We start from the raw sequence: 24,721 nt of genomic DNA, 5'->3' as shown, positions 1-24,721 counted from the left end.
GGGTGACTGCTATCAGGCGTTGCCGGCGAGCTTCTCCCGCAAAGCGGCCAATTGGGCGTCGCTGGCCAGCGACCCACCGGCCGCCTTCTCCTCGCGCGCGCCGCCGTTGCCCGACGACTGCTCGGCACCGTGCCCGGCCGCCTCGGCAGCGGCGAACTTCTCCATCTGCGCGGTGTGCATCTTGTGCCGGCGCTCGGCCTCGGCGTAGCGGGCCTCCCACTCGGCGCGCTGCTTGTCGAAACCCTCGAGCCATTCGTTGGTCTCGGCGTCGAAGCCCTCGGGGAAGATGTAGTTGCCCTGCTCGTCGTAGCTGTCGGCCATGCCGTACTTCGCCGGGTCGAACTCGTCGGTGTAGTCCTCGTTGGCCTGCTTGAGCGACAACGAGATCCGGCGGCGTTCCAGGTCGATGTCGATGACCTTGACCATCGCGTCGTCGCCGACGGCAACCACCTGGTCGGGCACCTCGACGTGGCGCTCGGCCAGCTCGGAGATGTGCACCAGGCCCTCGATGCCCTCCTCGACGCGGACGAACGCGCCGAACGGCACCAGCTTGGTGACCTTGCCGGGCACGATCTGGCCGATGGCGTGCGTGCGGGCGAAGTGCCGCCACGGGTCTTCCTGAGTCGCCTTGAGCGACAACGAAACCCGCTCGCGGTCCATGTCGACGTCGAGCACCTCGACGGTGACCTCGTCACCGACCTGGACGACCTCCGACGGGTGGTCGATGTGCTTCCAGGACAGCTCGGAGACGTGCACCAGGCCGTCCACACCGCCGAGGTCGACGAACGCGCCGAAGTTGACGATGGACGAGACGACACCCTTGCGGATGGCGCCCTTCTGCAGCTGGTTCAGGAACTCGCTGCGCACCTCGGACTGGGTCTGCTCGAGCCAGGCCCGGCGCGACAGCACCACGTTGTTGCGGTTCTTGTCCAGCTCGATGATCTTGGCCTCGATCTCCTTGCCGATGTACGGCTGCAGATCGCGGACCCGACGCATCTCGACCAGCGACGCGGGCAGGAAGCCACGCAAGCCGATGTCGAGGATCAGGCCACCCTTGACCACCTCGATGACGGTGCCCTTGACGGCCTCGTCCTTCTCCTTGAGCGCCTCGATGGTGCCCCAGGCGCGCTCGTACTGCGCGCGCTTCTTGGACAGGATCAGGCGGCCCTCTTTGTCCTCCTTGGTGAGAACAAGGGCCTCGACCTCATCACCGACGGAAACGACCTCGCTGGGGTCGACATCGTGCTTGATGGAGAGCTCGCGGGCGGGGATGACGCCCTCGGTCTTGTAGCCGATGTCGAGGAGCACCTCGTCCCGGTCCACTTTGACGATCGTCCCCTCGACGATGTCGCCATCGTTGAAGTACTTGATCGTTTTGTCTATTGCGGCAAGAAAATCCTCGCTGGAGCCAATGTCGTTGACGGCTACTTGGGGCGAGGTGACGGTGGGACTCGGCATGTGGTGGGTTGCTCCGGACAGGTTGGGTCGTAGGGACAAATCTGGGATTTACCCATTGAGGTTACTCGACTGCGTACACGCTGGCCAAACCCGGGCGGCGCGCCACCTGCGCCACCCCGGCTATTTGCCCGCGACGAAAGTGACGGCAGCGCGAATTTCGCGCCAATTTCTTCGCCGTCAGATCACCGTCGGCGAGTAATGCGCCGGTCAATGAGCTGCCGCATCCCATGAGCGGCCGTAACCCACCGAAACCTCCAGCGGGACGTCGAGCGGATAGGCGCCGCCCATCTTCTCGCGTACCAGCGCCTCGACCCGGTCCCGCTCGCCGGGCGCAATTTCGAACAAGAGTTCGTCGTGCACCTGCAGCAGCATGCGGGATTTCAGTCCGGCCTCTTTGATCGCCTTGTCGACCTCGATCATCGCCACCTTGATGATGTCGGCGGCGCTGCCCTGGATGGGGGCGTTGAGCGCCGCCCGCTCGGCGGCCTCCCGCACCTGGCGGTTACTGCTGTCCAGCTCGGGAAGGTAACGGCGGCGGCCCAGCACCGTCGAGGTGTATCCGTCCTTACGGGCCTGCTCCACGATGTTCATCAGGTAGTCGCGCACCCCGCCGAACCGGGCGAAGTAGGCGTCCATCTGTTCCTTCGCCTCCTCGGTGGAGATCTTCAGCTGTTGCGACAGCCCGTACGCGCTCAGCCCGTAGGCCAGCCCGTACGACATCGCCTTGACCCGGCGGCGCAGCTCGGCGGTGACCTCTTCGATCGGCACGCCGAATGCCCGCGACGCGACGAACGAATGCAGGTCCTCGCCCGTGTTGAAGGCCTCGATGAGGCCCTCGTCGCGCGACAGGTGCGCCATGATCCGCATCTCGATCTGGCTGTAGTCGGCGGTCATCAGCTCGCTGTAGCCGTCACCCACCACGAATGCGTCGCGGATCCGCCGGCCGGCCTCGGTGCGAATCGGAATGTTCTGCAGGTTCGGCTCGGTCGAGGACAGCCGGCCCGTCGCCGCGATGGTCTGGTTGAACGTCGTGTGGATGCGCCCGTCGGAGGCCACCGAGTTCAGCAATCCATCGACGGTCACTTTGAGCCGGGTGGCGTCGCGGTGGGTGAGCAGGTGCTGCAGGAACGGATGACCGGTCTTGTCGAACAGCGACTGCAGGGCGTCGGCGTCGGTGGTGTATCCGGTCTTGGTGCGCTTGGTCTTTGGCATGTCCAGCTCGTCGAAGAGCACCGTCTGCAACTGTTTGGGCGAGCCCAGGTTGATCTGCTTGCCGATCACCGCGTAGGCCGCTTCGGCCGCGTCGCGGATCTGGTGGGCGAAATCGCTTTGCAGCTCGCCGAGCAGATCCAAATCGACTGCGATGCCGGTGTGTTCCATCCCGGCCAGCACCCGCTGCACCGGCAACTCCATGCCGCCCAGCAGGGACGTGGAGTTGATGCGGGCCAGCTCCTCGTCGAGCGCGTCGGCCAGATCCAGCACCGCCACGGCCCGCAGGATCAGCGTCTGCACCGCCTGATCGTCCGTCCCGTCGGAATCGTCGAGTAGCGAAAGCTGTTGCTGTTCAGGTGTTTCCGCGCGCAGCTCCCTACGCAGGTAGCGCAGCGACAGGTCCTCGAGGGAGAAGCTGCGCTGCCCGGGCCGCACCAGGTAGGCGGCCAGCGCGGTATCGGAGGTGACGCCGGCCAGCGTCCACCCCCGGCCGGCGAGGTCGTGCATCGCCAGCTTGGCTTCGTGCAGCGCCTTGGGCGGACCCGGATCGGCCAGCCAGGACGCCAGCGCCGCCTCGTCGTCGGGATCCAGCGCCGAGGTGTCGATGTAGCGGCCCTCACCGTCGGCGGACACGATGGCCAGCGCGGTGGCGTCGGCGTCGTAGGCCAAGTGGGTGCCGACGACGGCCAGGCCGAACCGCTTGCCCGAGCTGTGCTCGGCCAACCACACGGCCAGCTCACCGGCCTGCAGCGCGCCACCGCGCACGTCGAAACCCGCATCGACCTCGGGCTCCACGGCGGCCAGGGTGTCGAACAGCCGGTCGCGCAACACCCGGAACTCCAGGTCGTCGAAGAGCCGGTGGATGTGGTCGCGATCCCACGGCTGCATGCGCAGCGTGTCCGGGGTCTGCGCCAGCGGCACGTCTTTGACGAGATCGGTGAGCTCGCGGTTGCGGATCACGGTGGCCAGATTGGCCCGCAGCGTGTCGCCGACCTTGCCGCGCACCGAGTCGACGTTGTCGACCAGCCCTTGCAGCGAGCCATATTCGGCGATCCACTTGGACGCGGTCTTCTCCCCGACGCCGGGAATGCCGGGCAGGTTGTCGCTGGGATCGCCACGCAGGGCGGCGAAGTCGGGGTACTGCGTGGGCGTCAACCCGTACTTTTCGACGACGGCCTCGGGCGTGAACCGCGTGAGTTCGCTGACACCCTTGCGCGGATAGAGGACGGTGACGTCGTCGCTGACCAACTGCAGTGAATCCCGGTCCCCGGTCACCACCAGCACGCGGTAGCCCTGGTTTTCGGCCTGGGTGGCCAGCGTCGCGATGAGGTCGTCGGCTTCAAAGCCCTCCTCGGCGAGCACCGTGATGCCCAGCGCGTTCAGCACTTCCTTGGTGATGCCGATCTGGCCGTGAAACTCGTCGGGCGTCGACGACCGGTTGGCCTTGTACTCCGGGTACCGCTCGGAGCGGAAGGTCTGCCGGGACACGTCGAACGCCGCGGCGATGTGCGTCGGGGCCTCGTCGCGCAACAGGTTGATCAGCATCGCGGTGAAGCCGTACACCGCGTTGGTGGTCAGGCCACCGCGGGTCTTGAAGTTCTCGGCGGGCAATGCGTAGAACGCGCGGAAGGCCAGCGAATTGCCGTCGAGCAACATCAGTGTCGGCTTGGTTTGTTCCTCGGTCGCGACGGGCACGGCTATCACTCTAGGCACCCCGACCGACGAGCTAGGCGCTGCCGCAGAACTGCAACACGTTTCAGTTTTGTATTCGGGCTGGGTAGTCTGGCCGAGTGCCAGAGGTCACCAGCCAAGAACCCGCGATCGACGGATGGTTCGCCACCGACGAAGCCGGCAGCGCCCACTTGATCGGCAGCAAGTGCCCCGAGTGCGGCACCTACGTTTTCCCGCCGCGCGAGAACAACTGTCCCAACCCGGGCTGCGCCAGCGACAGACTAGAGTCCGTCGCCTTGTCGACCCGGGGAACGCTGTGGAGCTACACCGAGAACCGGTATCCACCACCGCCGCCCTACCCCGCCCCGGATCCCTTCGAGCCGTTCGCCATTGCCGCGGTCGAGCTGGCCGACGAGGGGCTCATCGTGCTGGGCAAGGTGGTCGAGGGCACGCTGGCCGCCAATTTGAAGGTCGGCATGAAGATGGAGCTGACCACCATGCCGCTGTTCACCGACGACGACGGCGTGCAGCGCATCGTGCACGCGTGGAGGATCGCATCCGCCGGCGACGATGCAGAACGTAGCGATGAGGAGGAGCGGCGCCGATGAAGATGCGTACGCCCGAGCCGCTCTACATCCTGGGCGCCGGAATGCACCCCTGGGGCAAGTGGGGCCGCGACTTCACCGAATACGGGGTGGTCGCCGCGCGCGCCGCGCTGGCCGAGGCCGGGCTGGACTGGCGGCAGATCCAGTTGGTCGCCGGCGCGGACACCATCCGCAACGGTTACCCGGGCTTCATCGCCGGGTCGACATTCGCCCAGAAGCTGGGCTGGAACGGCGTGCCGGTCAGCTCGAGCTATGCCGCCTGCGCGAGCGGTTCCCAGGCGCTGCAAAGCGCGCGGGCGCAGATCCTGGCCGGTTTTTGCGACGTCGCGCTGGTCATCGGTGCGGACACCACGCCCAAGGGCGCGTTCGCTCCCGTCGGCGGGGAACGCAAGAACGATCCCGATTGGCAGCGGTTCCACTTGATCGGCGCGATGAACCCCGTGTATTTCGCGCTGCTGGCGCGTCGCCGGATGGACCTCTATGGCGCGACGGCCGACGACTTCGCACAAGTAAAGGTGAAGAACTCCCGGCACGGCCTGCAGAACCCGAATGCCCGCTACCGCAAGGAAGCCTCGGCCGACGACGTGTTCGCCAGCCCGGTGGTAGCCGACCCGTTGCGACAGCTCGACATCTGCGCCACCTCCGACGGTGCGGCGGCCCTGATCGTGGCCAGCGCCGAGTTCGCCCGCAAGCACCTCGGCTCGCTCGACGGCGTCCCGTCGGTGCGCGCGGTCAGCACGGTCACCCCCCGCTACCCGCAGCATCTGCCCGAATTGCCGGACATCGCAACGGATTCCACCGCCGCGGTGCCCGCGCCGGAGCGGGTGTTCAAGGATCAGATCCTCGATGCGGCCTACGCCGAGGCGGGCATCGGGCCCGAGGATGTCAGCCTCGCCGAGGTCTACGACCTGTCCACCGCGCTGGAGCTCGACTGGTACGAGCACCTCGGGCTGTGCCCCAGAGGTGAGGCCGAGGCGCTGTTGCGCAGCGGCGCAACCACCATCGGCGGCAAGGTCCCGGTCAACCCATCCGGCGGGCTGGCCTGCTTCGGCGAGGCCATCCCCGCGCAGGCCATCGCGCAGGTCTGCGAGCTGACCTGGCAGCTGCGCGGCCAGGCGACCGGCCGGCAGGTGGAGAACGCCACGGTCGGTGTCACCGCCAACCAAGGCCTGTTCGGGCACGGCTCGTCGGTGATCGTGGCCCGCTAGGACTCTCAGCCGCGCGCCGAGTGTGCAACCACGGCGGGCCCGTTCGGCGTGTCGTCGCCCTGAGCTCACACTGAAAGCCGCCAGCTCACACTCGACGGCCGAGCGCTACTCGTCGGGTGTGTCGAGGGTTTCCAGGACGACTTCGGCGACGCGCTTCATGGTGGTCCGCCGGTCCATGGCGGCGCGCTGAATCCACTTGAACGCCTCGGGCTCGGTCATGCCCTGTTTGGTCTGCAGCAGGCCCTTGGCGCGTTCGACGAGCTTGCGGGTCTCCAGCCGCTCGGACAGCGTCGCCACTTCGCGTTCCAGCTCGGTGATCTCGGCGAAGCGACTGACCGCCAACTCGATCGCCGGAATCAGGTCGCTGATCGTGAACGGCTTCACCAGGTACGCCATCGCCCCGGCATCACGGGCCCGTTCGACCAAGTCGCGCTGGCTGAACGCGGTCAACACCACGATCGGTGCGATGCGCTTGCTGGCGATCTCGGACGCCGCGTCGATCCCGTCGCGGCGTGGCATCTTCACGTCCATGATCACCAGGTCGGGCTGATGTTGTTCGGCCAACTCGACGGCTTCCTGTCCGTCGCCGGCCTCCCCGACAATCTCGTAACCCTCCTCTCGGAGCATCTCGGCGAGGTCCATTCGGATGAGCGCTTCGTCTTCAGCGATCAGGACCCGGCGCGGCACAGCGGCGTCGGTGTCGGTCGTGGGGCCTGTCATGACGGACATTGTGTCGTGAACGCGTGAGGCCAGCGACCTCGGGGGCGGTGAGACGGGGCGAGCACACCAAATCCTCTATGGTGAGTGGCTGCCTCTAAGGTAGGAGGCCGAGTAAGCCCTCGTATCCCAACTGGCAGAGGAAACGGACTCAAAACCCGTCCAGTGTGGGTTCGAATCCCACCGAGGGCACCACAGACACCGTTTGAACGGTGGCAAACAGCTGCCCCTTGGGGGCGTACCGGCCTTTCGTCTCACTTCGATGGCATCCGCGTGTTGCTGGCCCGGCATCCTGGCTGCCACGCCGCGAACGGGTCAGGAGCCACTGGACGGCTTTTCGGTACTGAAGTAGCGGCCCTATGGGGGCCTCGGCCAACCGTAAGTCTGTTATTTCGCCGAGATACGTGCAAAAGGTATGAATTCGCCCTATTTAATACACTGCAGGCAGGCAATAATACGAAAGCGTTGCATTCAGCAACGCGCGACGGATACATGGTGAATTCATACTTCTTTCGATAACGCGGCGACGGCGCCGGAACCGATTCGCAACACACCCAGGCTGAACCTCACCGAGGACACCGACCGAGAGGTGCAGTCGGTTCAGTCGCCGAATGATCGGGTGATGCAGACCTGGTTCGAGGCAGAGGCATTCAGTCCCGTGGCGTCGTTCCCGATCGAATCGCCGGCCACCTTGAGCAGCCACTCGGGCTGGCCACAGCCCGCACTGCAGCCGCTCGCGAAGGCAGTACTCAAGGCAAAGAGACACACCAGGCCGAGCTTCCGCAAGACCGCCATAACGCACCCCTAAATCCAGAGGAACACGCATGAAATAGCCCGATCAAACACATGCTAAATAGCCACTCCAAGAATTTTCCAAACTTTCGCGCAATCCGCGGTATCGGAAATGAAGCGATTTCCCCGCCGGCGCGGTGAGAGCCTGATCCATCGCGGAACGCGGCCGACAAACGCGAGCTCAGCGGTTACGCTTTCAACGTGGCGGCTAAGAAGTGTGGCGCCCCACCCGTGTCAGATGGCTCCTCGAGTCGCCCGGACTGCGTAGCAGCGGTGCGGGCGCAGACGCGCGACCGCAATCAGCACTACGCGGCCAGCGCCGCGCGCCGGGCCCGGATCCTCACCATCACCGCGTGGCTGGCCGTCATGGTCAGCGTGAGCTTTGTGCTCGTGCAGATCCTCGGCGGGACGTGGTTGTGGCAGGTCAGCTCGATCAACATCCTCGGCGCAATGGTCTTTGCGATGGTGCCATGGCTGCAGCGATTCGGCGAACTGGTTGCCCCGCTTACCTTTATGGGCGCGGCCTACGTGTCGGTCTTCGCCAGCTGCGTGGACGTCGGCACCGGATCGGGTGCTCAGTTCTTCTTCCTGGTGGGCGCCTGCATTGTCGTGCTGCTCCTGGGCATCGAACACATCGTTTTGGCGTCCGGGCTAGCCGCCGTCGCCGCCGGCCTGATCGTCGCCGTCGAATTCCTGATCCCGCGCGACACCGGGCTGCAGCCGGCCTGGGCCCAGTCGACCGGTTTCATCGTCACGACGGTTTCCAGCGTCGTGATGGTGGTCGTGACGGTGTGGTTCGCCCTGCGTGACACCGCGCGCGCGGAGGCCGTGATGGAGGCGCAGTACGAGCGCTCGGAGGCGCTGCTGGCCAACATGTTGCCGGCCAGCATCGCCGAGCGGCTCAAGGAGCCGGACCGCAACGTCATCGCCGACAAGTACGACGTCGCCTCCGTCCTGTTCGCCGATATCGTCGGATTCACCGAGCGGGCCAGCAGCACGGCGCCGGCCGACCTGGTGCGCTTCCTCGACCGGTTGTACAGCGCCTTCGACGCACTCTTGGACAAGCACGGACTCGAGAAGATCAAAGTCAGCGGCGACTCTTACATGGTGGTCAGCGGGGTGCCGCGCCCCCGGTCCGACCATGCCCAGGCGCTCGCCGACTTCGCGCTCGACATGGCCAATGTTGCGGCCGGACTGAAGGATCCGCACGGCAACGCGGTCCCCCTGCGGGTGGGCATGGCGTGCGGACCGGTGGTCGCCGGTGTCGTGGGTGCCCGGCGCTTCTTCTATGACGTGTGGGGTGACGCGGTCAATGTCGCGTCCCGGATGGAATCCACCGACTCGGTCGGCCGAATTCAGGTGCCCGAGGCCATGTACGAGCGCCTCAAGGACGACTTCGTGCTGCAGGAGCGCGGCCACATCGACGTCAAAGGCAAAGGGCTCATGCGCACCTGGTATCTGCTCGGGCGCAAGGCGGCCGAGGAAACCACCGATCTGCTGGCAGAGGATTCGCGCACCGCCCACGTGTAGCCGAAGTGCCCTATACCCAGGGCGGCGTTTGTGTCAGACTGCGGCCATGCAAACTACACCTGGATCCGCCCCTGTTCCAAGGTTGTTGCCGCACCTGTGGAAATCCACTCTGCTATCGGGATTCCTATCGCTGGTCCTCGGCGTCCTGATCCTGGCCTGGCCCGGACGAACCGTCCTGGTCGCGGCCATCTTTTTCGGTGTCTATCTGCTGATCACCGGCGCCGCACAGGTGTTCTTCGCTTTCAGCCTGCATGTCTCGGCGGGAAGCCGGATCCTGTTGTTCATCAGCGGCGCCGCATCACTCATCCTGGCGTTGTTGGCGTTTCGCCATTTCGGTCAGGGTTACGCAATCCTGTTGTTGGCCATATGGATTGGCATCGGATTCATCTTCCGCGGGGTCGGCACGACGGTTTCGGCCATCCAGGACCCGCTTCTGCCGGGGCGTGGATGGGCGATCTTCATCGGCGTGATCAGTCTGCTCGCCGGCATCGTCGTCCTCGCGTCGCCGCTCGAATCCATTGTCACGCTGGCGCTCGTGGTCGGGGTCTGGTTCGTGATCCTCGGCATCTTCGAAATCGTGTCGTCCTTCGGCATCCGGAAGGCTTCGAAGACCCTGACCGGCTGAGGCGGCTCTCGGTAGCGCCGCCCCAACCCTTCTACTACACTCCGTAGTAGCCGTGCGTACGGCTCCGCAGTTTCGGGAGATGACAGATGAATGTCGTCGATATTTCGCGGTGGCAGTTCGGTATCACTACCGTCTACCACTTCATCTTCGTGCCGCTCACCATCGGATTGGCGCCGCTGCTCGCCGTGATGCAGACGGTATGGGTGGTCACGGACAACACCGCGTGGTACCGCCTCACCAAGTTCTTCGGCAAGTTGTTCCTGATCAACTTCGCCATCGGTGTGGCAACCGGGATCGTCCAGGAATTTCAGTTCGGGATGAACTGGTCTGAGTATTCGCGGTTCGTCGGCGACATCTTCGGCGCTCCACTGGCCATGGAAGGGTTGTTCGCCTTCTTCTTCGAGTCCACCTTCATCGGGTTGTGGATCTTCGGCTGGGGCCGGTTGCCGAAGCTGATCCACTTGGCCTGCATCTGGATCGTCGCGATCGGTGTCAACGTGTCCGCGTTCTTCATCATCGTGGCGAACTCGTTCATGCAGCATCCGGTCGGCGCGCACTACAACCCGGCGACACATCGTGCCGAGCTGGACAGCATCACCGCGCTGCTGGGCAATAACACTGCGCGGTGGGCGTTTACCCACACGGTGGGCGGCGCGTTGCTGACCGCTGCGACGTTCGTCGCGGCCATCAGCGCGTGGTTCCTGGTCCGTTCCCGCCGCCCGGCAACCGCCACCCCCGCCGCCGAATCGGATGCCCGCACCATGTTTCGCCCGGCGGCGATCCTGGGCTGCTGGGTGGTGCTGATCGCGGCCGTCGGCCTCTTCTTCACCGGTGACAAGCAGGGCAAGCTGATGTTCGTTCAGCAACCGATGAAGATGGCTTCGGCGGAATCGTTGTGCAGCAGCCAAACCGATCCGGACTTCTCCATTCTCACCGTCGGCACGCACAACAACTGTGACAGCATCACCCGGGTGATCGAGGTCCCCTACGTGTTGCCGTTCCTCGCTGAGGGCCGGACCAGCGACGTCACGTTGCAGGGCGTGCGGAATATCCAGCGGGACTTCGAGTATCGATTCGGCCCAAACGACTACCGGCCCAACCTGTTCGTCACCTACTGGTCGTTCCGCGCGATGATCGGGTTCCTGGCCGTTCCGGTGTTGTTCGCGCTGGCGGCGCTGTGGCTCACCCGCGGTGGCCGGGTGCCCAACCAGCGGTGGTTTTCCTGGCTGGCGCTGCTGACCATTCCCACGCCGTTCCTGGCGAACATCTCTGGGTGGGTGTTCACCGAGATGGGCCGGCAACCCTGGATCGTCGCGCCGAATCCGACCGGCGACCAACAGGTTCGGTTCACCGTGCATGAGGCCGTCTCGCACCTCGCGCCCGGCATGGTCGTCACTTCCCTGGTGACGTTCACCCTCGTCTACGCCGTGCTGGCGGTGATCTGGTTCTTCCTGCTCAAGCGGTACGTCACCGAAGGGCCGCGGGAACACGACGCCGAGCCGGCTCCCCCGCCGGCACCCGGCGACGACGAGGTGGCGCCGCTTTCGTTCGCCTACTAGGTCCGCGATCCCACGAGCAGGAAAGGAGCTGACCGATGGGACTGCAGCAGTTGTGGTTCGGCATCATCGGGTTGCTGTTCCTCGGTTTCTTCGTTCTGGAGGGCTTCGACTTCGGCGTCGGCATGTTGATGGAACCGCTCGCCCGCGTCGGCATCGGCGAGCCCGAACCCATCCGACGCACGGCGCTGAACACCATCGGCCCGATCTGGGACGGCAACGAAGTGTGGCTGATCGTGGGCGGAGCCGCCATGTTCGCCGCGTTTCCCGGCTGGTACGCGACCGTGTTCTCCACGCTGTATCTACCGCTGCTGGCCATTCTGTTCGGCATGATCCTGCGCGCGGTGGCGATCGAGTGGCGCGGAAAGGTCGACGACACAAAGTGGCGGGGCTGGGCCGATTTCGGCATCGCCGCCGGCTCCTGGCTGCCCGCGATCCTGTGGGGCGTGGCGTTCGCCATCCTGGTCCGCGGCCTCCCGGTTGACGGCGGCGGCCAAATCCACCTGTCGATCACCGACGTGCTCAACGCCTACACCCTGCTGGGCGGATTGGCCACCGCCGGACTGTTTCTGCTTTACGGCGCGGTGTTCATCTCGCTGAAGACTTCCGGCGCTATCCGCGACGACGCCCACCGGCTGGCGGTGTGGGTATCGCTTCCGGTGACCGGACTGGTTGCGGGCTTTGGGGTTTGGACACAACTGGCCCACGGCAAGGACTGGACCTGGCTGGTGCTCGGTGTCGCGGTGGTGGCGCAGCTGGCGGCGGTGCTGCTGGTGTGGCGACGCCTGTCCGACGGCTGGGCGTTCGCGTGCACGGCGACCGTCGTTGTGGCGGTGGTGATTCTGTTGTTTGGCGCGCTGTACCCCAACCTGGTGCCCTCGACGCTGAACGAGCAGTGGAGCCTGACGATCTACAACGCCTCGTCGACGCCCTACACCCTCAGGGTCATGACGTGGGTGACCGCATTCATGGCTCCGCTGACGGTGGTGTATCAGGCCTGGACGTACTGGGTGTTCCGGCAACGGATCTCGGCGGATCGGATACCGCCGTCCATCGGCCTGCCGAGGCGTGCGTCCTGAGCGAAACGGACTCATCGCCCGGCTCAAGAGCGCGAGGCCCCCTGGACCCGCGATTGTGGCGGGCATCGACCGCCTTGCGCCGCTACCTGACCGCGACGGTCTGCTGCGGCGTGGTGATCTCCGGCTGCGCGATCGGCTCGGCGATCGTCCTGGCGAACGTGGTCGCCCGCGCCGTGAGCGATCACTCGGCGCACGGCCTCCGCGCCTGGCTCGGGCCGCTGTCAATCCTCGTGGCGCTGTGGACCATACGCACGCTGGCGCACTGGCTTCAGGCCCGGTTGGGTCAACGCGGCGCCAGCGCGGTAATCGCCGATCTGTCCGGTCAGGTGCTCTCGGCGGTGACCGCCCGCCAGCCCGGTGAGCTCGCCGCCCAACGCGACGCCGCCGCGGTGGTGGTCACCCGAGGTCTCGACGGCCTGCGTCCCTACTTCACCGGATACCTGCCCACGTTGCTGCTCGCCGGGATACTGACCCCGGCGACCGTCGCCGTCATAGCGGTCTACGACCTGAAATCGGCGGCGATCGTGGCCATCACCCTGCCGCTCATACCGGTTTTCATGGTGCTGATCGGCCTGGCAACCGCCGACCGGTCGGCGGCGGCCCTGGCCGCCATGACGACGCTGCAGGGGCGGTTGCTCGATCTCATCGCCGGCATCCCCACGCTGCGGGCGCTGGGACGCGGCCGCGGCCCGGAACGCCGCATCGCCGAACTCGCTGCCGCGCACCGCCGCTCGGCGATGGCGACGCTCCGGATCGCCTTCCTGTCGGCGCTGGTGCTGGAACTGCTGGCTACGCTGGGCGTGGCACTGATCGCCGTGGGAATCGGGCTCCGCCTGGTTTTCGGAGAGATGACGCTGGCGACCGGCCTCACGGTGTTGTTGCTGGCACCCGATGTCTACTGGCCGCTACGCCGGATCGGCGTGGAATTCCATGCCGCACAGGACGGAAGAACCGCCGCCGACAAGGCCTTCGCTCTCATCGGCGAGCCGAGCCCCCCGAAGACGCAAGCTCGGACGGTCACCGCCCGGGGGGCGGAGATCCGCCTCGACAGGCTCAGCGTCGCCGGCCGCGACGGCCACGCGCCGCGCGACCTCACCGCGCTCATCGAACCGGGCTTGGTGACGGTGCTGACCGGACGCAATGGCGCCGGCAAGAGCACGGCGCTGCAGGCAATCACCGGCCTCACCGTGCCGTCGTCAGGCCGAGTCACCGTGGCCGGAGTCGACGTCGCCGATCTCGAGCCGGGCGCCTGGTGGCGTCAGTTGTCCTGGCTTCCGCAGCGCCCGGCACTCGTCCCGGGCACAGTCCGGGACAACCTGGTGCTGTTCGGTGACTTGGATAATCTTGAACCAGCTTGTGCGGCTTCGGGTTTCGATACGGTGCTGGCCGACCTGCCCGGCGGGCTGGACACCGTGCTCGGCCGCGGCGGTGTCGGCCTGTCACTGGGGCAGCGGCAACGGCTCGGCCTCGCCCGGGCGCTCGGATCGGCCGCGGCCGTGCTGCTGCTCGACGAGCCAACCGCGCACCTGGACGCCCGCGCCGAGGCACACGCGTTGCGGGCGATCGTGGAGCGCGCCCGGTCCGGTGCGACCGTGGTCGTCGTCGGGCACCGCGCACCGGTTCTGGCCATTGGTGACCGGGTGGTCGAGGTGGCCGCCGACGCTGGAGCGCGTTATGCCCCAGTCTGATCCCCTCTTGGCGGCCGCGCCGCTGCTGCGCCCGAGGCTCCCCCGCATTTTGGCGGCCATCGCGCTGGGCGTGCTGTCGCTGGGCAGCGCGCTGGCGCTGGCCGGTGTCTCGGCGTGGCTCATCACCCGGGCCTGGCAGATGCCGCCGGTGCTGGACCTGTCGGTCGCGGCCGTCGCGGTGCGCGCGTTCGCGATTTCGCGGGGCGTGTTGCACTACTGCGAGCGGCTGGTCACCCATGACGCCGCGCTACGCGCGGCCGGCACCGCCCGGGCGCGGATCTATCACCGGCTGGCCCACGGGCCCGCCGCGGCCGCCGTCCGTCTGCACAGCGGTGAGCTCGTCACACGAGTGGGCTCCGACGTCGAAGAACTGGCCAACGTGCTGGTGCGTGCCGTGGTGCCGATCGGCGTCGCGGTGGTGCTGGGACTGGCGGCGACCGCCGTTGTCGCGGCCATCTCGCTGCCAGCCGCAGCGGTGCTGGCGATCTGCCTGCTGGTCGCGGGCTTCGTCGCGCCGCGGCTCGCGGCAAAGGCCGCGGCTCGCCAGGAAAGCGTTGCCCGGCAGCATCATTCCGAACGCGACACGTCGGCGATGATTGCTCTGGAACACGCGCCCGAGCTTCGCGTCGCCGGCCTGCTTCCCCGCGTCATCGCCGAATCGCAACGCCGCCAACGCGCCTGGGGCGCCACCCTCGACGTCGCCGCCAGACCGGCCGCCATCGCCGAGGCCGTGCCCACCGCCGCGATCGGAGCCAGCGTGCTCGGCGCGGTGGTGGCCGGCATCGGGTTGGCACCGTCGGTCGCGCCCACCACGCTGGCCGTCCTGATGTTGTTGCCGCTGTCCGCGTTCGAGGCGATGACCCCGCTGCCGGCGGCCGCGGTCCAGCTGACGCGGTCGCGGATCGCCGCGCGGCGGCTGCTCGATCTCACGACGACCGACCGCCCGCGCCGGCCCGAGCAGTCCTCGGTGGCCCCGCCGATACCCGCCGGCACCGCCGTGTTGTCCGCCGACATCCGCTCCGGCCACGCCGAGGGATCCCGGTCCAGCCGCATCGCGCTGGAGCTACCGCCGGGTGCCCGGCTGGCCGTCACCGGCGCCAGTGGTTCCGGCAAGACCACGCTGTTGATGACACTCGCCGGGCTGTTGCCCCCGTTGGAGGGACGGGTAACGCTCGATGGCACCGACCTGACCGCCGTCGACGAAGAGGAATTGCGGGGCGCTGTCAGTTTTTTCGCCGAGGACGCGCATATCTTCGCCACCACCGTGCGGGACAACTTGCTGGTCGCCCGCGGAGACTGCCGAGACGACGAATTGGCGGCCGCGCTGGATGCGGTCGGGCTCGGCGCCTGGCTCGCCGGTTTGCCCGACGGCCTGTCGACTATGTTGACCGGTGGCGCGCAGGCGCTTTCGGGCGGGCAACGCAGGCGACTGCTGCTGGCGCGGGTTGTGCTCTCACCCGCCCGAATCGTGCTGCTCGACGAGCCCACCGAACACCTGGACGCGGCCGACGCCGAACCAATTCTCTACGACCTGTTGGGGCCGAATTCCGGGCTGCTGTCCGCCGATCGGACCGTGGTGGTGGCAACTCACCACTTAGCCAACGACATTGGCTGTCGCAAACTGCACATCGATGCGCTCAAAGGTGTCGCCGGCGCGGCATGAACTCCAGCGAGAGCAACACGATCAACAACGTGACGATCTGAGTCATCGAGACCAGTGCGTAGCGCCGCTCGTCCAGCGCGTGGAACTTGCGCACATATCTGTACAGCGACTCGAGTGCGATCAACGGGTCGAGGATATGGATCAACCGATAGAAGACGCGCTGGGCGCGGCTGCGATCCTTCTCGTCGAAGATTTCCGGGAACGCCGCGAATGCAAGCGAAAGCCGTTGTCCCCCATTTCCTTTACCGGCCATAATCATGTCGATGCTGAGCCGCTCGTCGATGCCGTTGGGGGCTCCGCGCCGGCGCCACGGCACATCGAGGGTGATGTCGCTGCCGCCGCCGGCCGTCGCGTACCGGTGAAATCCCTGCACCTTGCCCGAGGCGTCCCTGGCGATGATCAGCTGAATGCCGGGGAACCGGCCCTCCAGCACGCCGTCCAGGTTCATGTGGAATCCGCGTTCGGTGTGGGCCGCCTTGCTCGACTCCCGGACCACGTCGGTCAGCTCGGCCAGTTGCTGATCGTTGAGTTCCTGTTCCGCGACGATCTCGGTGGTGATGCCGCAGTTGTGCGAGCGCTGTACCGCCTGGCGCAGGTTGCGGAACTTGCGTCCCACCATGTCGAAACCGGTGACGTCGACGACCACGTCGCGCCCGATCGGCACGGCGCGCAGCGACTGTCCGAGCACCGCGGCGTCGTTCCACAATTCGAGCCGCCGCTTGCCGCACCCCATCACCGCGATTCGCCAGCCGTGGGTGTGACACATGGCGGCGAAGTCGGCGACCAACTCGGGGAATCGGGTCTCGTCGCCGATCGGGTCGCCGCCGACCACGGCGATGCCCAGGCGCGTCCGATAGGCCAGCGCCGCACTGCCATCGGCGGTGAAGTGGTAACTCTTGCCGGACTGCATCGCGAACGGCGCCAGCGGGTCGTCCTTGGTGGCCTCGATCAATTTCCAGACCCGGGGCAAATCCTCGGGACGCGGATGCGAGGACGTCGGCCACATCAGCACCATGCCGGAGCCGGCGATCACCAGGTCGCCGAGCAGATCGAAGGACAGCACGTGCAGCCCCAGGCCCACCAACACGGATACGGCGGCAGCGGCGGCGTGCATGGTCGTCACGGGACGGCCCAAGAAGATGCCGCGCGCAATCCACGCCACCGCGACCAGGACCGTCAGCGACCAGGCCAATCGGTCGGCGTAATGCCACGCCGGCTGGTAGTGGTGGCGGTAAAGGATTTCCACCAGCCAGCAGGTGGCGATGAACAGGGCCAGGGCACCGATCAACCGGGCCGCCCGCGAATCGACGGAGACAACCACGCGTTCGCGCGCGCGTGCCTTCGCTGAGACGTCGACCAAGGGCCCGCTCACACTCACCTCCCGATGCGCTGACGTTCCAGCTGGGCGGCTGGTTGCCGCCTCTGCACCGAATACCCGGCTGCTACGAACTTACGCCCGATCCGGGCCATGCTGGGCCGAATCCGCGGCGATGTGCTGCGGGTATTCCGCCCTGTCTATCGGCGGGCGGGCGGAAAGTATTTCAGCACTCCTTCTTGCACCACCGTCGCGAGGATTTGCCCGGAGCGATCGAAGAAGTGTCCGGTGCCGAGGCCGCGGGAATCCGCGGCCACCGGCGACGAGGTCGAATACAGCACCCAGTCGTCGAAGTTGACCTGCCGGTGAAACCACACGGAATGGTTGGCCGAGGCGGCGAAGATGCGGTCGAAACCCCACGAGAGTCCATGGGTGGTGATGACCGAGTCCAGCACCGTGGTGTCCGAGGAGTACACCATGGTCGCGGTGTGCAGCACCGGGTCGTCGGGCATCTTGCCGCCGGCCTTCATCCACACCCGATTGTGCGGAAGCCGGTCGCCCTTCTCGCGCATCACCCAGGCCGGGTCGTTGGTGTAGCGCCACTCGATCGGCTGCAGGGCGTTGACGAAGTGCGGAACGGTCTCCTCGTAACCGCGGAGCAGCTCGCTGATCGCCGGCTGCGTCTCGGGCTCGCCCACCTGCGGCGGATCGACGCCGTGTTCGAGGCCGCGTCCGCCGGACATGTACGAGATCAGCGCCGAGGACAACAGCATGCCGTCCTGCACGGCGTCGACGCGCCGGTTGGCGAAGCGCCGCTCATCACGCAGCCGGGTGACGTGGAATTCGATGTCCTTGGCGGTGTCACCGCCGTTGATGAAGTGCACGGACAGCGCGCTGGGCGGCAGGCCGTCCCGGATCAGCGTGCGACTACTCGCGACGAACGATTGGGCCATGAGCTGGCCGCCGAATGTCCGCATCGGGTTCTTGCTGGGATGAGACGCGGTAAATCGGTCGTCGGCGATCCGGTTGAGGTCGAGGGTCGCAAGCAGTTCCTTGAAATCGGAATCGGTGCTGATCGCGGCCTCTCCTTGGCTCAATTGCCCGCCTCCTCTTCAAGCCGCGCTGCGGCTTGCATCGTCGCCAGGCGGGCTAAACGTCGTCCTCCCCGATCCGGTGCACGTGGATGAGGTTGGTCGACCCTACTGTGCCAGGTGGCGCGCCGGCCACGATCACCACCAGGTCACCGCGCTTGTAGCGACCGAGTTCCAGCAGCGACTTGTCGACCTGGCGGATCATGCCGTCGGTCGACGTCATCATCGGCACGATGAACGTCTCGGTGCCCCAGGTCATGGCGAGTTGGCTGCGGACTTCGGGCCACGCGGTGAAGGCCAGCAGCGGCAGCGGGGTATGCAGGCGCGCCAGCCGCTTGACGGTGTCACCGGACTGGGTGAAGGCGACCAGCGCCTTGGCATCCAGACGCTCGCCGATGTCGCGGGCGGCATAGGAGATCACCCCGCGCTTGGTGCGCGGCACATGCGTCAGCGGCGGCGCGGCGGTGGAATTGTCCTCGACGGCGCAGATGATCCGCGCCATGGTCCGGACGGCCGCCAGCGGGTACTTGCCGACCGACGTTTCGCCGGACAGCATCACCGCGTCGGCGCCGTCGAGCACGGCATTGGCGACGTCGGAGGCCTCGGCGCGCGTCGGGCGGGAGTTCTCGATCATGGAGTCGAGCATCTGGGTCGCCACGATGACGGGTTTGGCGTTCTCCCGGGCCATCTGGATGGCCCGCTTCTGCACCAGCGGCACCTCTTCCAGCGGCAGCTCGACACCGAGGTCGCCGCGGGCCACCATGATGGCGTCGAAGGCCAGCACGATCGCTTCCAGATTGTCGACGGCTTCCGGCTTTTCCAGCTTGGCGATCACCGGCACCCGCCGGCCGATCCGGTCCATCACCTCGTGCACCAACTCGACGTCGGACGGCGACCGCACGAATGACAGCGCGACCAGGTCGACTCCGAGATCCATCGCGAAGGTGAGGTCCTCGATGTCCTTCTCGGACAAGGCCGGTGCGGACACGTTCATGCCGGGCAGCGAGATGCCCTTGTTGTTGCTGACGGGGCCGCCCTCTTCGACGGTGCAGATGACATCGTCGCCGTCGATGCGGTCGACGACCAGGCCGACCTTGCCGTCGTCGACGAGCACCCGGTCCCCGACCGTCGCGTCGGTGGACAGCTTCTTGTAGGTGGTCGACACGCGATCGTGGGTGCCTTCGCAATCTGCGACGGTGATGCATACGGTTTCGCCGTCGGCCCAGTACGTGGATCCGGTGGCGAAACGGCCCAGCCGAATCTTCGGGCCCTGCAGGTCGGCGAGGACACCGACCGCTCGACCGGTGGTGTCAGAAGCGGCCCGCACCCGCTCGTATGCGGCTTTGTGGTCGGAGTAGTCGCCGTGACTGAAGTTCAACCGGGCGACGTCCATTCCGGCCTCGACCAGCGCCAGAATCAGCTCGTCCGAATTCGTCGCAGGGCCAAGGGTGCAGACGATCTTTCCGCGTCTACTCACGCCGACACAGCATAGTCGCGTGGGTGCACCCCGGTCCGACGGAACGGGGTGTCGCAATGCGGGCGGCTACCCACTGTTAATCGCCGGGAGCAGTGGGAAGCCGGGAAGGTTACGCAGCACCGTCCACGCGATGACGGCGAGCACCATTGTCAGCCAAGCCGGCGTCGACAGCGCCGGTTTGCCGCTACCGCGGCGCATCAGCAGCCATCCGGCCAGCATCGGGATTCCGACCAGCAGGAAAACATTGTCGTTGACGGCGGCGACGAGGTCTCCGTGCAGGAGGTCGTGCGTCATCCGCAAGCCGCCGCAGAAGGGGCAGTTCCAGCCGGTGAGCCATTTGAACGGGCATTGGGGATACAGCGAATTCGTGTTGTGCGGGTCAACCAGCCCGACATAGCCGAGCGCGCCGCCCAGCACCAAGGCGGTACCGGCCGCGACGTATCGGCGCGGGCCGTGACACTGTTCCACCGCATGTCCAGCGGAATCGGGTTGCGTCACGTATTCAGCATGCCAGACGTGCCGGCCCCGAGCGGCCCTACGGCCGGTTCCTCCGCAGCCTCCACCGACTACGGGTTTCCTTCTCCGGCTCGGCGGCCGAAGCGTTTTCGGCCACCTCCGGGGCTGCAACCGGCTCGGGTTGGTCGTCCGCCTCGGCGCCGGTTTCGGGCTCTTCCGCTTCGGCCTCTTCGGCTTCGGCTTCGGCCTCGTCGGCTTCGGCCTCGTCGGCTTCCGCCTCCGGCTCTTCTCCTTCAGCCTCTTCGGATTCGGCTTTGTCGGGCTCCGCGGCCTCCGCTTCAGCCGACTCGGACTCCCCGGTTTCGGGCGCTTCGGCTTCGGGCTCTTCGGCTTCCGCCTCCGGCTCTTCGGCTTCAGCCTCGTCGGACTCGGCTTCGCCGGACTCCGCGGCCTCCGCTTTGGCCGTCTCGGGCTCCGCGGTCTCGGACTCGTCGACTTCGGCAGCCTCGTCCGTTTCCGCTGACTCGTCGCGCTTGTCGTCGTCTTCCCCGGCGCCCACCGCGACCGCCGCAGTCGCCGCCTCAGCCGAGGCGACGGTCGGTGACTCGTCCACCGGCTCCGCTTCCGCGGATTCCTCGGCGACGTGGTCCGTGCCGCGCAGGCTCTCGGGGGCCTCACGGCCCCTCGGCGCGACCATGATGTACACCACGGCCCCGATGAACACGAAAGTCGATGTGAACGAGTTGATCCGGATGCCCGCGATATGGGTGGCGGTGTCGTCGCGCAGCAGCTCGACGGCGAAGCGCCCGATGCAGTAGCTGGCCACGTACAGCGCAAACAGTCGGCCGTGGCCCAACGTGAATCGTCGGTCCGCGTAGATCAATGCGGCGAAAACCAGGACGTTCCAGATCAATTCGTACAGGAACGTCGGCTGAACGACGAGTGCCACCTGCCCCGTCGAGACACCGTCCAGCGAGTGGGGGTCGATGTATCCCGAGGGGTCTCGACGGTAGAAGATCTCCAGCCCCCACGGCAACGTGGTCTCCCGGCCGTAGAGCTCCTGGTTGAAGTAGTTCCCGAGCCGGCCGATGGCCTGCGCCAGGATGATTCCCGGCGCGATCGCGTCGCCGAAGGCAGGCAGGGGAATGCCATGCCGCCGGCAAGCGATCCAAGCGCCGACGCCGCCGAGGGCTACCGCGCCCCAGATGCCCAGGCCGCCGTCCCAAATCCGAACCGCCGCACCGAACCCGGCGCCACCCGGCCCCCAATAGGTCCGCCAGTCGGTGGCCAGGTGATAAAGCCGTCCGCCCACCAGTCCGAACGGCACCACCCACAACGCGATGTCATAGATGACACCGCGCTGCCCGCCGCGGGCCTCCCAGCGCCGGTCGCCGATCAGCAGCGCCACCACGATGCCGGTGATGATGAATAGGGCGTAGGCACGAATGGGCAGCGGCCCGAGGTGCCAGACACCTTGGGGCGGGCTGGGAAAATACGTCGGCAACATCGTCATCAGGCGGACGCCCTCTGCCGAACACCGGCGGCCAGTTCCTCGGTCAGCGCCCGCAACGCCGGCAACCCACCGTCACCGAGCGCCGATACCAGCGCGGAACCGACGATGACACCGTCGGCATAGCTGCCAATCTGGGCAGCCTGCTCCCGCGACCGCACGCCCAGGCCGACGCCGACGGGTATGTCCGACACCGCCTTTATCCGCTGCACCAGTTCGGGCGCGGCCTGCGACACCGCGTCACGCGCCCCGGTTACACCCATCGTGGAGGCAGCGTAGACGAATCCCCGCGATGCCTCGACCGTCATCGCCAACCGTTGCGGCGTCGACGACGGCGCCACCAGGAAAATGCGATCCAACCGATGCTCCTCAGCTGCCGCCAGCCACAGGCCGGCTTCGTCGGGGATGAGGTCTGGAGTGATCAGCCCGTGCCCCCCGGCCGCCGCGAGGTCCCGCGCGAACGCGTCGACCCCATAACGCAACACGGGATTCCAGTAGGTCATCACCACCGCGCGCCCGCCGGCCGCACTGATCGCCTCGACCGCGCCAAGAGTGTCCCGGACCCGCACTCCCCCGTGCAGTGCGACCTCGGTGGCCCGGGCAATGGTCGGCCCGTCCATGCCGGGATCCGAATAGGGCACACCGACTTCGATGATGTCGCAACCGGATTCGACCAGGGCGAGCATTCCGTCCACCGAGGCCGGCACGTCGGGGTAGCCGGTGGGCAGGTAGCCAATCAGCGCCGCGCGATTTTCTTTGCGGCACACGTCGAAGACCGGCCCGAGCCTGCTGGCTTGCCTTTGTTCCACGGTCATCGCTCGCTGGGCCCCAGCAAGCCGAACCATTTCGCGGCCGTCTCGACGTCCTTGTCGCCCCGGCCCGACAGGTTCACCACGATGATCGCGCCCTGCCCCAACTCGAGGCCCAGCTTGACCGCGCCGGCGACCGCGTGCGCCGATTCGATGGCCGGGATGATGCCCTCGGTGCGGCACAGCAGGGCAAACGCATCCATCGCCTCCGCGTCGGTGATCGGCCGGTATTCGGCACGCCCGGTCTCCTTGAGATATGCGTGTTCGGGGCCCACCCCGGGATAATCCAGACCCGCTGAGATCGAATGGGATTCGATGGTCTGGCCGTCCTCGTCTTGCAGCAGGTAAGAGAACGATCCCTGGAAGGCCCCGGGTGAACCGCCGGCGAAAGTCGCGGCGTGCCTTCCGGTTTCGACGCCGTCGCCGGCCGCCTCGAAGCCGACCAGGCGCACTCCCGGATCGTCGATGAACGGGTGGAAGATACCGATGGCGTTGGATCCGCCGCCGACACAGGCCACGACCGCGTCGGGCAACCGGCCCGCCTGGGCCTGGATCTGCACGCGCGCCTCCAACCCGATGATTCGCTGAAAATCGCGAACCATCGTCGGGAAGGGATGCGGCCCGGCTGCGGTGCCGAAGCAGTAATAGGTGTTGTCGGCGTTGGTCACCCAATCACGAAACGCCTCGTTGATGGCGTCTTTGAGAGTTTTCGAGCCGCTCTGGACCGACACGACCTCGGCGCCCAGCAGTCGCATCCGCGCCACGTTGAGCGCCTGGCGCGCGGTGTCAACGGCGCCCATGTAGATGACACATTCCAGGCCGAACAATGCGCATGCGGTGGCCGTGGCCACGCCGTGCTGACCGGCGCCGGTCTCGGCGATGACCCGGGTCTTGCCCATCCTCTTGGCCAGCAACGCTTGGCCGAGGACGTTGTTGATCTTGTGAGAACCGGTGTGGTTCAGGTCTTCTCGCTTGAGGAAGATGCGCGCCGAGCCGGCATGCTCGGACAGCCGGGTGGCCTCATACAGCGGTGAGGGCCGGCCGGCGTAGTTGGCCTGCAGGTCGTCCAGGGTGTCCAGGAAATCGGGGTTGATGCGTTCCTTTTCGTAGGCGGCAGTGACCTCTTCGATCACCGCCATCAACGCCTCCGCGACGTAGCGGCCGCCGTATACGCCGAAATGGCCACCCGCATCAGGTTCGTGGCGGGTGGGTTCGGCGACGGCTGCACTCGGAAGGGGAAGGTCCGGGCGGGACAGGTTGACCATCACCAAGGCTCTACGCGGGGACGGCTCATCAGGTTCAACGTTTCAGCGCCGGGGCTCTTCAAATCACTTGACGACTAGCGAGACGGTTTCGGACAGGACGGGTGGGTACCCGCGGTGACCAGGTCGGCGACCGCGGCACGCGGGTCGCCGCTTTTGACCAGACCCTCACCGACCAAAACGGCGTCCGCACCGGCACCGGCATACGCCAACAGATCCCCGGTGCCACGGACACCGGACTCGGCGATCCTGATCACATTGCTGGGCAACCCGGGAGCGATGCGCGCGAAGCAATCCCGGTCGACCTCCAGCGTCGCGAGATCGCGCGCGTTGACACCGATCACATTGGCGCCGGCCTTCAGCGCCCGGTCGGCCTCCTGCTCGGTGTGCACCTCGACAAGAGCTGTCATGCCCAGCGATTCGGTACGGTCCAGCATCGACACCAGGGCCGACTGGTCCAGCGCGGCAACGATGAGCAACAACATGTCGGCGCCGTGCGCGCGGGCTTCGTGGATCTGATACGGCTGCACGACAAAGTCTTTCCGCAATACCGGTATCGAGACCGCGGCCCGAACCGCATCGAGGTCGTCGAGTGAGCCGTGAAAGCGCCGCTCCTCGGTCAAAACACTGATGACTCGGGCTCCGCCGTCCTCGTACGCCCGGGCCAGTTTTGCCGGATCGGCAATGGTCGCCAGGGATCCCGCCGACGGACTGGCGCGCTTGACTTCGGCGATGACGCCGATGCCGGGCTCGCGCAGGGCGGCCATCACGTCGCGCGGTGGCGGCGCGGCTGCAGCGGCGGCTTTGATTTCGGACAAGCTGATGAGGGCTTCGCGCGCGGCAACGTCGGCCCGGACTCCCTCGAGGATGGAGTCAAGCACGGTAGCCGGACTCATGCCTGTTGCTTCCCTTCGTGCTGTCACCCGTCGTCACCCCACGGCCAACCTGACAAACCACAGCCGATCGCGACGACGTGAATGAAGGGTAGCGGCCCTCG

19 protein-coding genes, 1 tRNA gene and 1 pseudogene are annotated in these 24,721 nt (G+C 66.7%); 9 read left to right on the top strand and 12 right to left on the bottom strand.

Annotated elements, in window-relative coordinates:
- Positions 1-12: 12 nt before the first annotated feature.
- Together rpsA and polA are read right to left on the bottom strand one after the other, a co-directional pair.
- The gene (gene rpsA / locus AWC17_RS20805) at positions 13-1,458 is read right to left on the bottom strand and encodes a 30S ribosomal protein S1 (RefSeq protein ID WP_046182920.1); all 1,446 of its coding nucleotides are present in this window, start codon (positions 1,456-1,458) and stop codon (positions 13-15) included.
- A 207-nt stretch (positions 1,459-1,665) separates the two neighbouring features.
- Positions 1,666-4,326, bottom strand: a complete 2,661-nt coding sequence (gene polA / locus AWC17_RS20800) for a DNA polymerase I (RefSeq protein WP_197083373.1) — start codon at positions 4,324-4,326, stop codon at positions 1,666-1,668.
- 134 nt (positions 4,327-4,460) lie between these two features.
- Between polA and AWC17_RS20795 the strand changes: the two genes are divergently transcribed.
- Both AWC17_RS20795 and AWC17_RS20790 read left to right on the top strand, forming a co-directional pair.
- Entirely contained in the window at positions 4,461-4,949 is a 489-nt protein-coding gene (locus AWC17_RS20795; protein ID WP_046182918.1) for a Zn-ribbon domain-containing OB-fold protein, read from the top strand.
- A complete protein-coding gene (locus AWC17_RS20790) occupies positions 4,946-6,154 on the top strand; it encodes a lipid-transfer protein (protein ID WP_167385609.1) in 1,209 nt (402 codons plus the stop codon). Before AWC17_RS20795 ends, AWC17_RS20790 begins: the two co-directional genes overlap by 4 nt.
- 105 nt (positions 6,155-6,259) lie before the next feature.
- Here AWC17_RS20790 and AWC17_RS20785 read toward each other — a convergent pair whose 3' ends face one another.
- Positions 6,260-6,874, bottom strand: coding sequence for an ANTAR domain-containing response regulator (locus AWC17_RS20785; protein ID WP_141224701.1), 615 nt, complete (start codon positions 6,872-6,874; stop codon positions 6,260-6,262).
- 115 nt (positions 6,875-6,989) lie between these two features.
- On the opposite strand from AWC17_RS20785, the gene AWC17_RS20780 reads away from it, so the two are divergent.
- Positions 6,990-7,066 (top strand) — tRNA-Leu (locus tag AWC17_RS20780).
- A 405-nt stretch (positions 7,067-7,471) separates the two neighbouring features.
- Here the strand turns inward: AWC17_RS20780 and AWC17_RS20775 are convergent.
- Entirely contained in the window at positions 7,472-7,666 is a 195-nt protein-coding gene (locus tag AWC17_RS20775) for a hypothetical protein (RefSeq protein ID WP_046182916.1), read from the bottom strand.
- A 198-nt stretch (positions 7,667-7,864) separates the two neighbouring features.
- On the opposite strand from AWC17_RS20775, the gene AWC17_RS20770 reads away from it, so the two are divergent.
- The 6 genes and pseudogenes from AWC17_RS20770 (at position 7,865) to cydC (ending at position 15,845) form a co-directional block, all read left to right on the top strand.
- Complete coding sequence (locus AWC17_RS20770; RefSeq protein ID WP_046182915.1) at positions 7,865-9,193, top strand: adenylate/guanylate cyclase domain-containing protein; 1,329 nt, start codon at positions 7,865-7,867, stop codon at positions 9,191-9,193.
- A 28-nt stretch (positions 9,194-9,221) separates the two neighbouring features.
- A complete protein-coding gene (locus AWC17_RS20765; RefSeq protein ID WP_141224700.1) occupies positions 9,222-9,818 on the top strand; it encodes an HdeD family acid-resistance protein in 597 nt (198 codons plus the stop codon).
- Between the two features lie 86 nt (positions 9,819-9,904).
- Positions 9,905-11,377 (top strand): cytochrome ubiquinol oxidase subunit I, encoded by a 1,473-nt coding sequence (locus tag AWC17_RS20760; RefSeq protein ID WP_046182913.1) that lies wholly within the window; start codon positions 9,905-9,907, stop codon positions 11,375-11,377.
- A 35-nt stretch (positions 11,378-11,412) separates the two neighbouring features.
- The gene (gene cydB / locus AWC17_RS20755; protein WP_046182912.1) at positions 11,413-12,453 is read left to right on the top strand and encodes a cytochrome d ubiquinol oxidase subunit II; all 1,041 of its coding nucleotides are present in this window, start codon (positions 11,413-11,415) and stop codon (positions 12,451-12,453) included.
- 74 nt (positions 12,454-12,527) lie between these two features.
- Complete coding sequence (cydD, locus tag AWC17_RS20750; protein WP_047322942.1) at positions 12,528-14,141, top strand: thiol reductant ABC exporter subunit CydD; 1,614 nt, start codon at positions 12,528-12,530, stop codon at positions 14,139-14,141.
- Positions 14,128-15,845, top strand: a pseudogene (gene cydC, locus AWC17_RS20745) (thiol reductant ABC exporter subunit CydC). Before cydD ends, cydC begins: the two are co-directional and overlap by 14 nt.
- Here the strand turns inward: cydC and AWC17_RS20740 are convergent.
- The 8 genes from AWC17_RS20740 to trpC all read right to left on the bottom strand — a co-directional run bounded on the left by AWC17_RS20740 (position 15,779) and on the right by trpC (position 24,620).
- On the bottom strand, positions 15,779-17,176 hold the full coding sequence (locus tag AWC17_RS20740) for a bifunctional lysylphosphatidylglycerol flippase/synthetase MprF (RefSeq protein ID WP_046185028.1): 1,398 nt from the start codon (positions 17,174-17,176) through the stop codon (positions 15,779-15,781). The pseudogene cydC and the gene AWC17_RS20740 overlap by 67 nt on opposite strands.
- A gap of 143 nt (positions 17,177-17,319) precedes the next feature.
- The gene (locus AWC17_RS20735; RefSeq protein ID WP_141224706.1) at positions 17,320-18,195 is read right to left on the bottom strand and encodes an acyl-CoA thioesterase II; all 876 of its coding nucleotides are present in this window, start codon (positions 18,193-18,195) and stop codon (positions 17,320-17,322) included.
- Positions 18,196-18,268: 73 nt separating this feature from the next.
- Positions 18,269-19,687 carry a pyruvate kinase gene (gene pyk / locus AWC17_RS20730; protein ID WP_046185025.1) on the bottom strand — a complete coding sequence of 473 codons (1,419 nt, stop codon included), beginning with the start codon at positions 19,685-19,687 and terminating at the stop codon, positions 18,269-18,271.
- Positions 19,688-19,753: 66 nt separating this feature from the next.
- Positions 19,754-20,185 carry a DUF2752 domain-containing protein gene (locus AWC17_RS20725; RefSeq protein WP_046185024.1) on the bottom strand — a complete coding sequence of 144 codons (432 nt, stop codon included), beginning with the start codon at positions 20,183-20,185 and terminating at the stop codon, positions 19,754-19,756.
- A 37-nt stretch (positions 20,186-20,222) separates the two neighbouring features.
- Positions 20,223-21,656: a prolipoprotein diacylglyceryl transferase gene (locus tag AWC17_RS20720; protein ID WP_046185023.1), complete on the bottom strand. Its 1,434-nt coding sequence runs from the start codon at positions 21,654-21,656 to the stop codon at positions 20,223-20,225.
- Positions 21,656-22,468 carry a tryptophan synthase subunit alpha gene (gene trpA, locus AWC17_RS20715; RefSeq protein WP_046185022.1) on the bottom strand — a complete coding sequence of 271 codons (813 nt, stop codon included), beginning with the start codon at positions 22,466-22,468 and terminating at the stop codon, positions 21,656-21,658. The genes AWC17_RS20720 and trpA overlap by 1 nt, the downstream gene beginning before the upstream one ends.
- On the bottom strand, positions 22,465-23,727 hold the full coding sequence (gene trpB / locus AWC17_RS20710; protein WP_046185021.1) for a tryptophan synthase subunit beta: 1,263 nt from the start codon (positions 23,725-23,727) through the stop codon (positions 22,465-22,467). Before trpB ends, trpA begins: the two co-directional genes overlap by 4 nt.
- A 74-nt stretch (positions 23,728-23,801) precedes the next feature.
- On the bottom strand, positions 23,802-24,620 hold the full coding sequence (gene trpC, locus AWC17_RS20705; protein ID WP_046185020.1) for an indole-3-glycerol phosphate synthase TrpC: 819 nt from the start codon (positions 24,618-24,620) through the stop codon (positions 23,802-23,804).
- Positions 24,621-24,721: the final 101 nt, after the last annotated feature.

Origin of the sequence: Mycobacterium nebraskense (genome assembly GCF_002102255.1) — a bacterium.
Lineage (GTDB): Bacteria > Actinomycetota > Actinomycetes > Mycobacteriales > Mycobacteriaceae > Mycobacterium > Mycobacterium nebraskense.
This window is presented reverse-complemented; position numbering and strand designations above follow the sequence as displayed.

Bases quoted from the DNA above. Each gene is read 5' to 3' on its own strand.
- rpsA (WP_046182920.1), bottom strand. From the start codon at position 1,458: ATGCCGAGTCCCACCGTCACCTCGCCCCAAGTAGCCGTCAACGACATT.
- polA (WP_197083373.1), bottom strand. From the start codon at position 4,326: ATGTTGCTCGACGGCAATTCGCTGGCCTTCCGCGCGTTCTACGCATTG.
- AWC17_RS20790 (WP_167385609.1), top strand. From the start codon at position 4,946: ATGAAGATGCGTACGCCCGAGCCGCTCTACATCCTGGGCGCCGGAATG.
- AWC17_RS20785 (WP_141224701.1), bottom strand. From the start codon at position 6,874: ATGACAGGCCCCACGACCGACACCGACGCCGCTGTGCCGCGCCGGGTC.
- AWC17_RS20775 (WP_046182916.1), bottom strand. From the start codon at position 7,666: ATGGCGGTCTTGCGGAAGCTCGGCCTGGTGTGTCTCTTTGCCTTGAGT.
- AWC17_RS20760 (WP_046182913.1), top strand. From the start codon at position 9,905: ATGAATGTCGTCGATATTTCGCGGTGGCAGTTCGGTATCACTACCGTC.
- cydB (WP_046182912.1), top strand. From the start codon at position 11,413: ATGGGACTGCAGCAGTTGTGGTTCGGCATCATCGGGTTGCTGTTCCTC.
- AWC17_RS20720 (WP_046185023.1), bottom strand. From the start codon at position 21,656: ATGACGATGTTGCCGACGTATTTTCCCAGCCCGCCCCAAGGTGTCTGG.
- trpA (WP_046185022.1), bottom strand. From the start codon at position 22,468: ATGACCGTGGAACAAAGGCAAGCCAGCAGGCTCGGGCCGGTCTTCGAC.
- trpB (WP_046185021.1), bottom strand. From the start codon at position 23,727: ATGGTCAACCTGTCCCGCCCGGACCTTCCCCTTCCGAGTGCAGCCGTC.
- trpC (WP_046185020.1), bottom strand. From the start codon at position 24,620: ATGAGTCCGGCTACCGTGCTTGACTCCATCCTCGAGGGAGTCCGGGCC.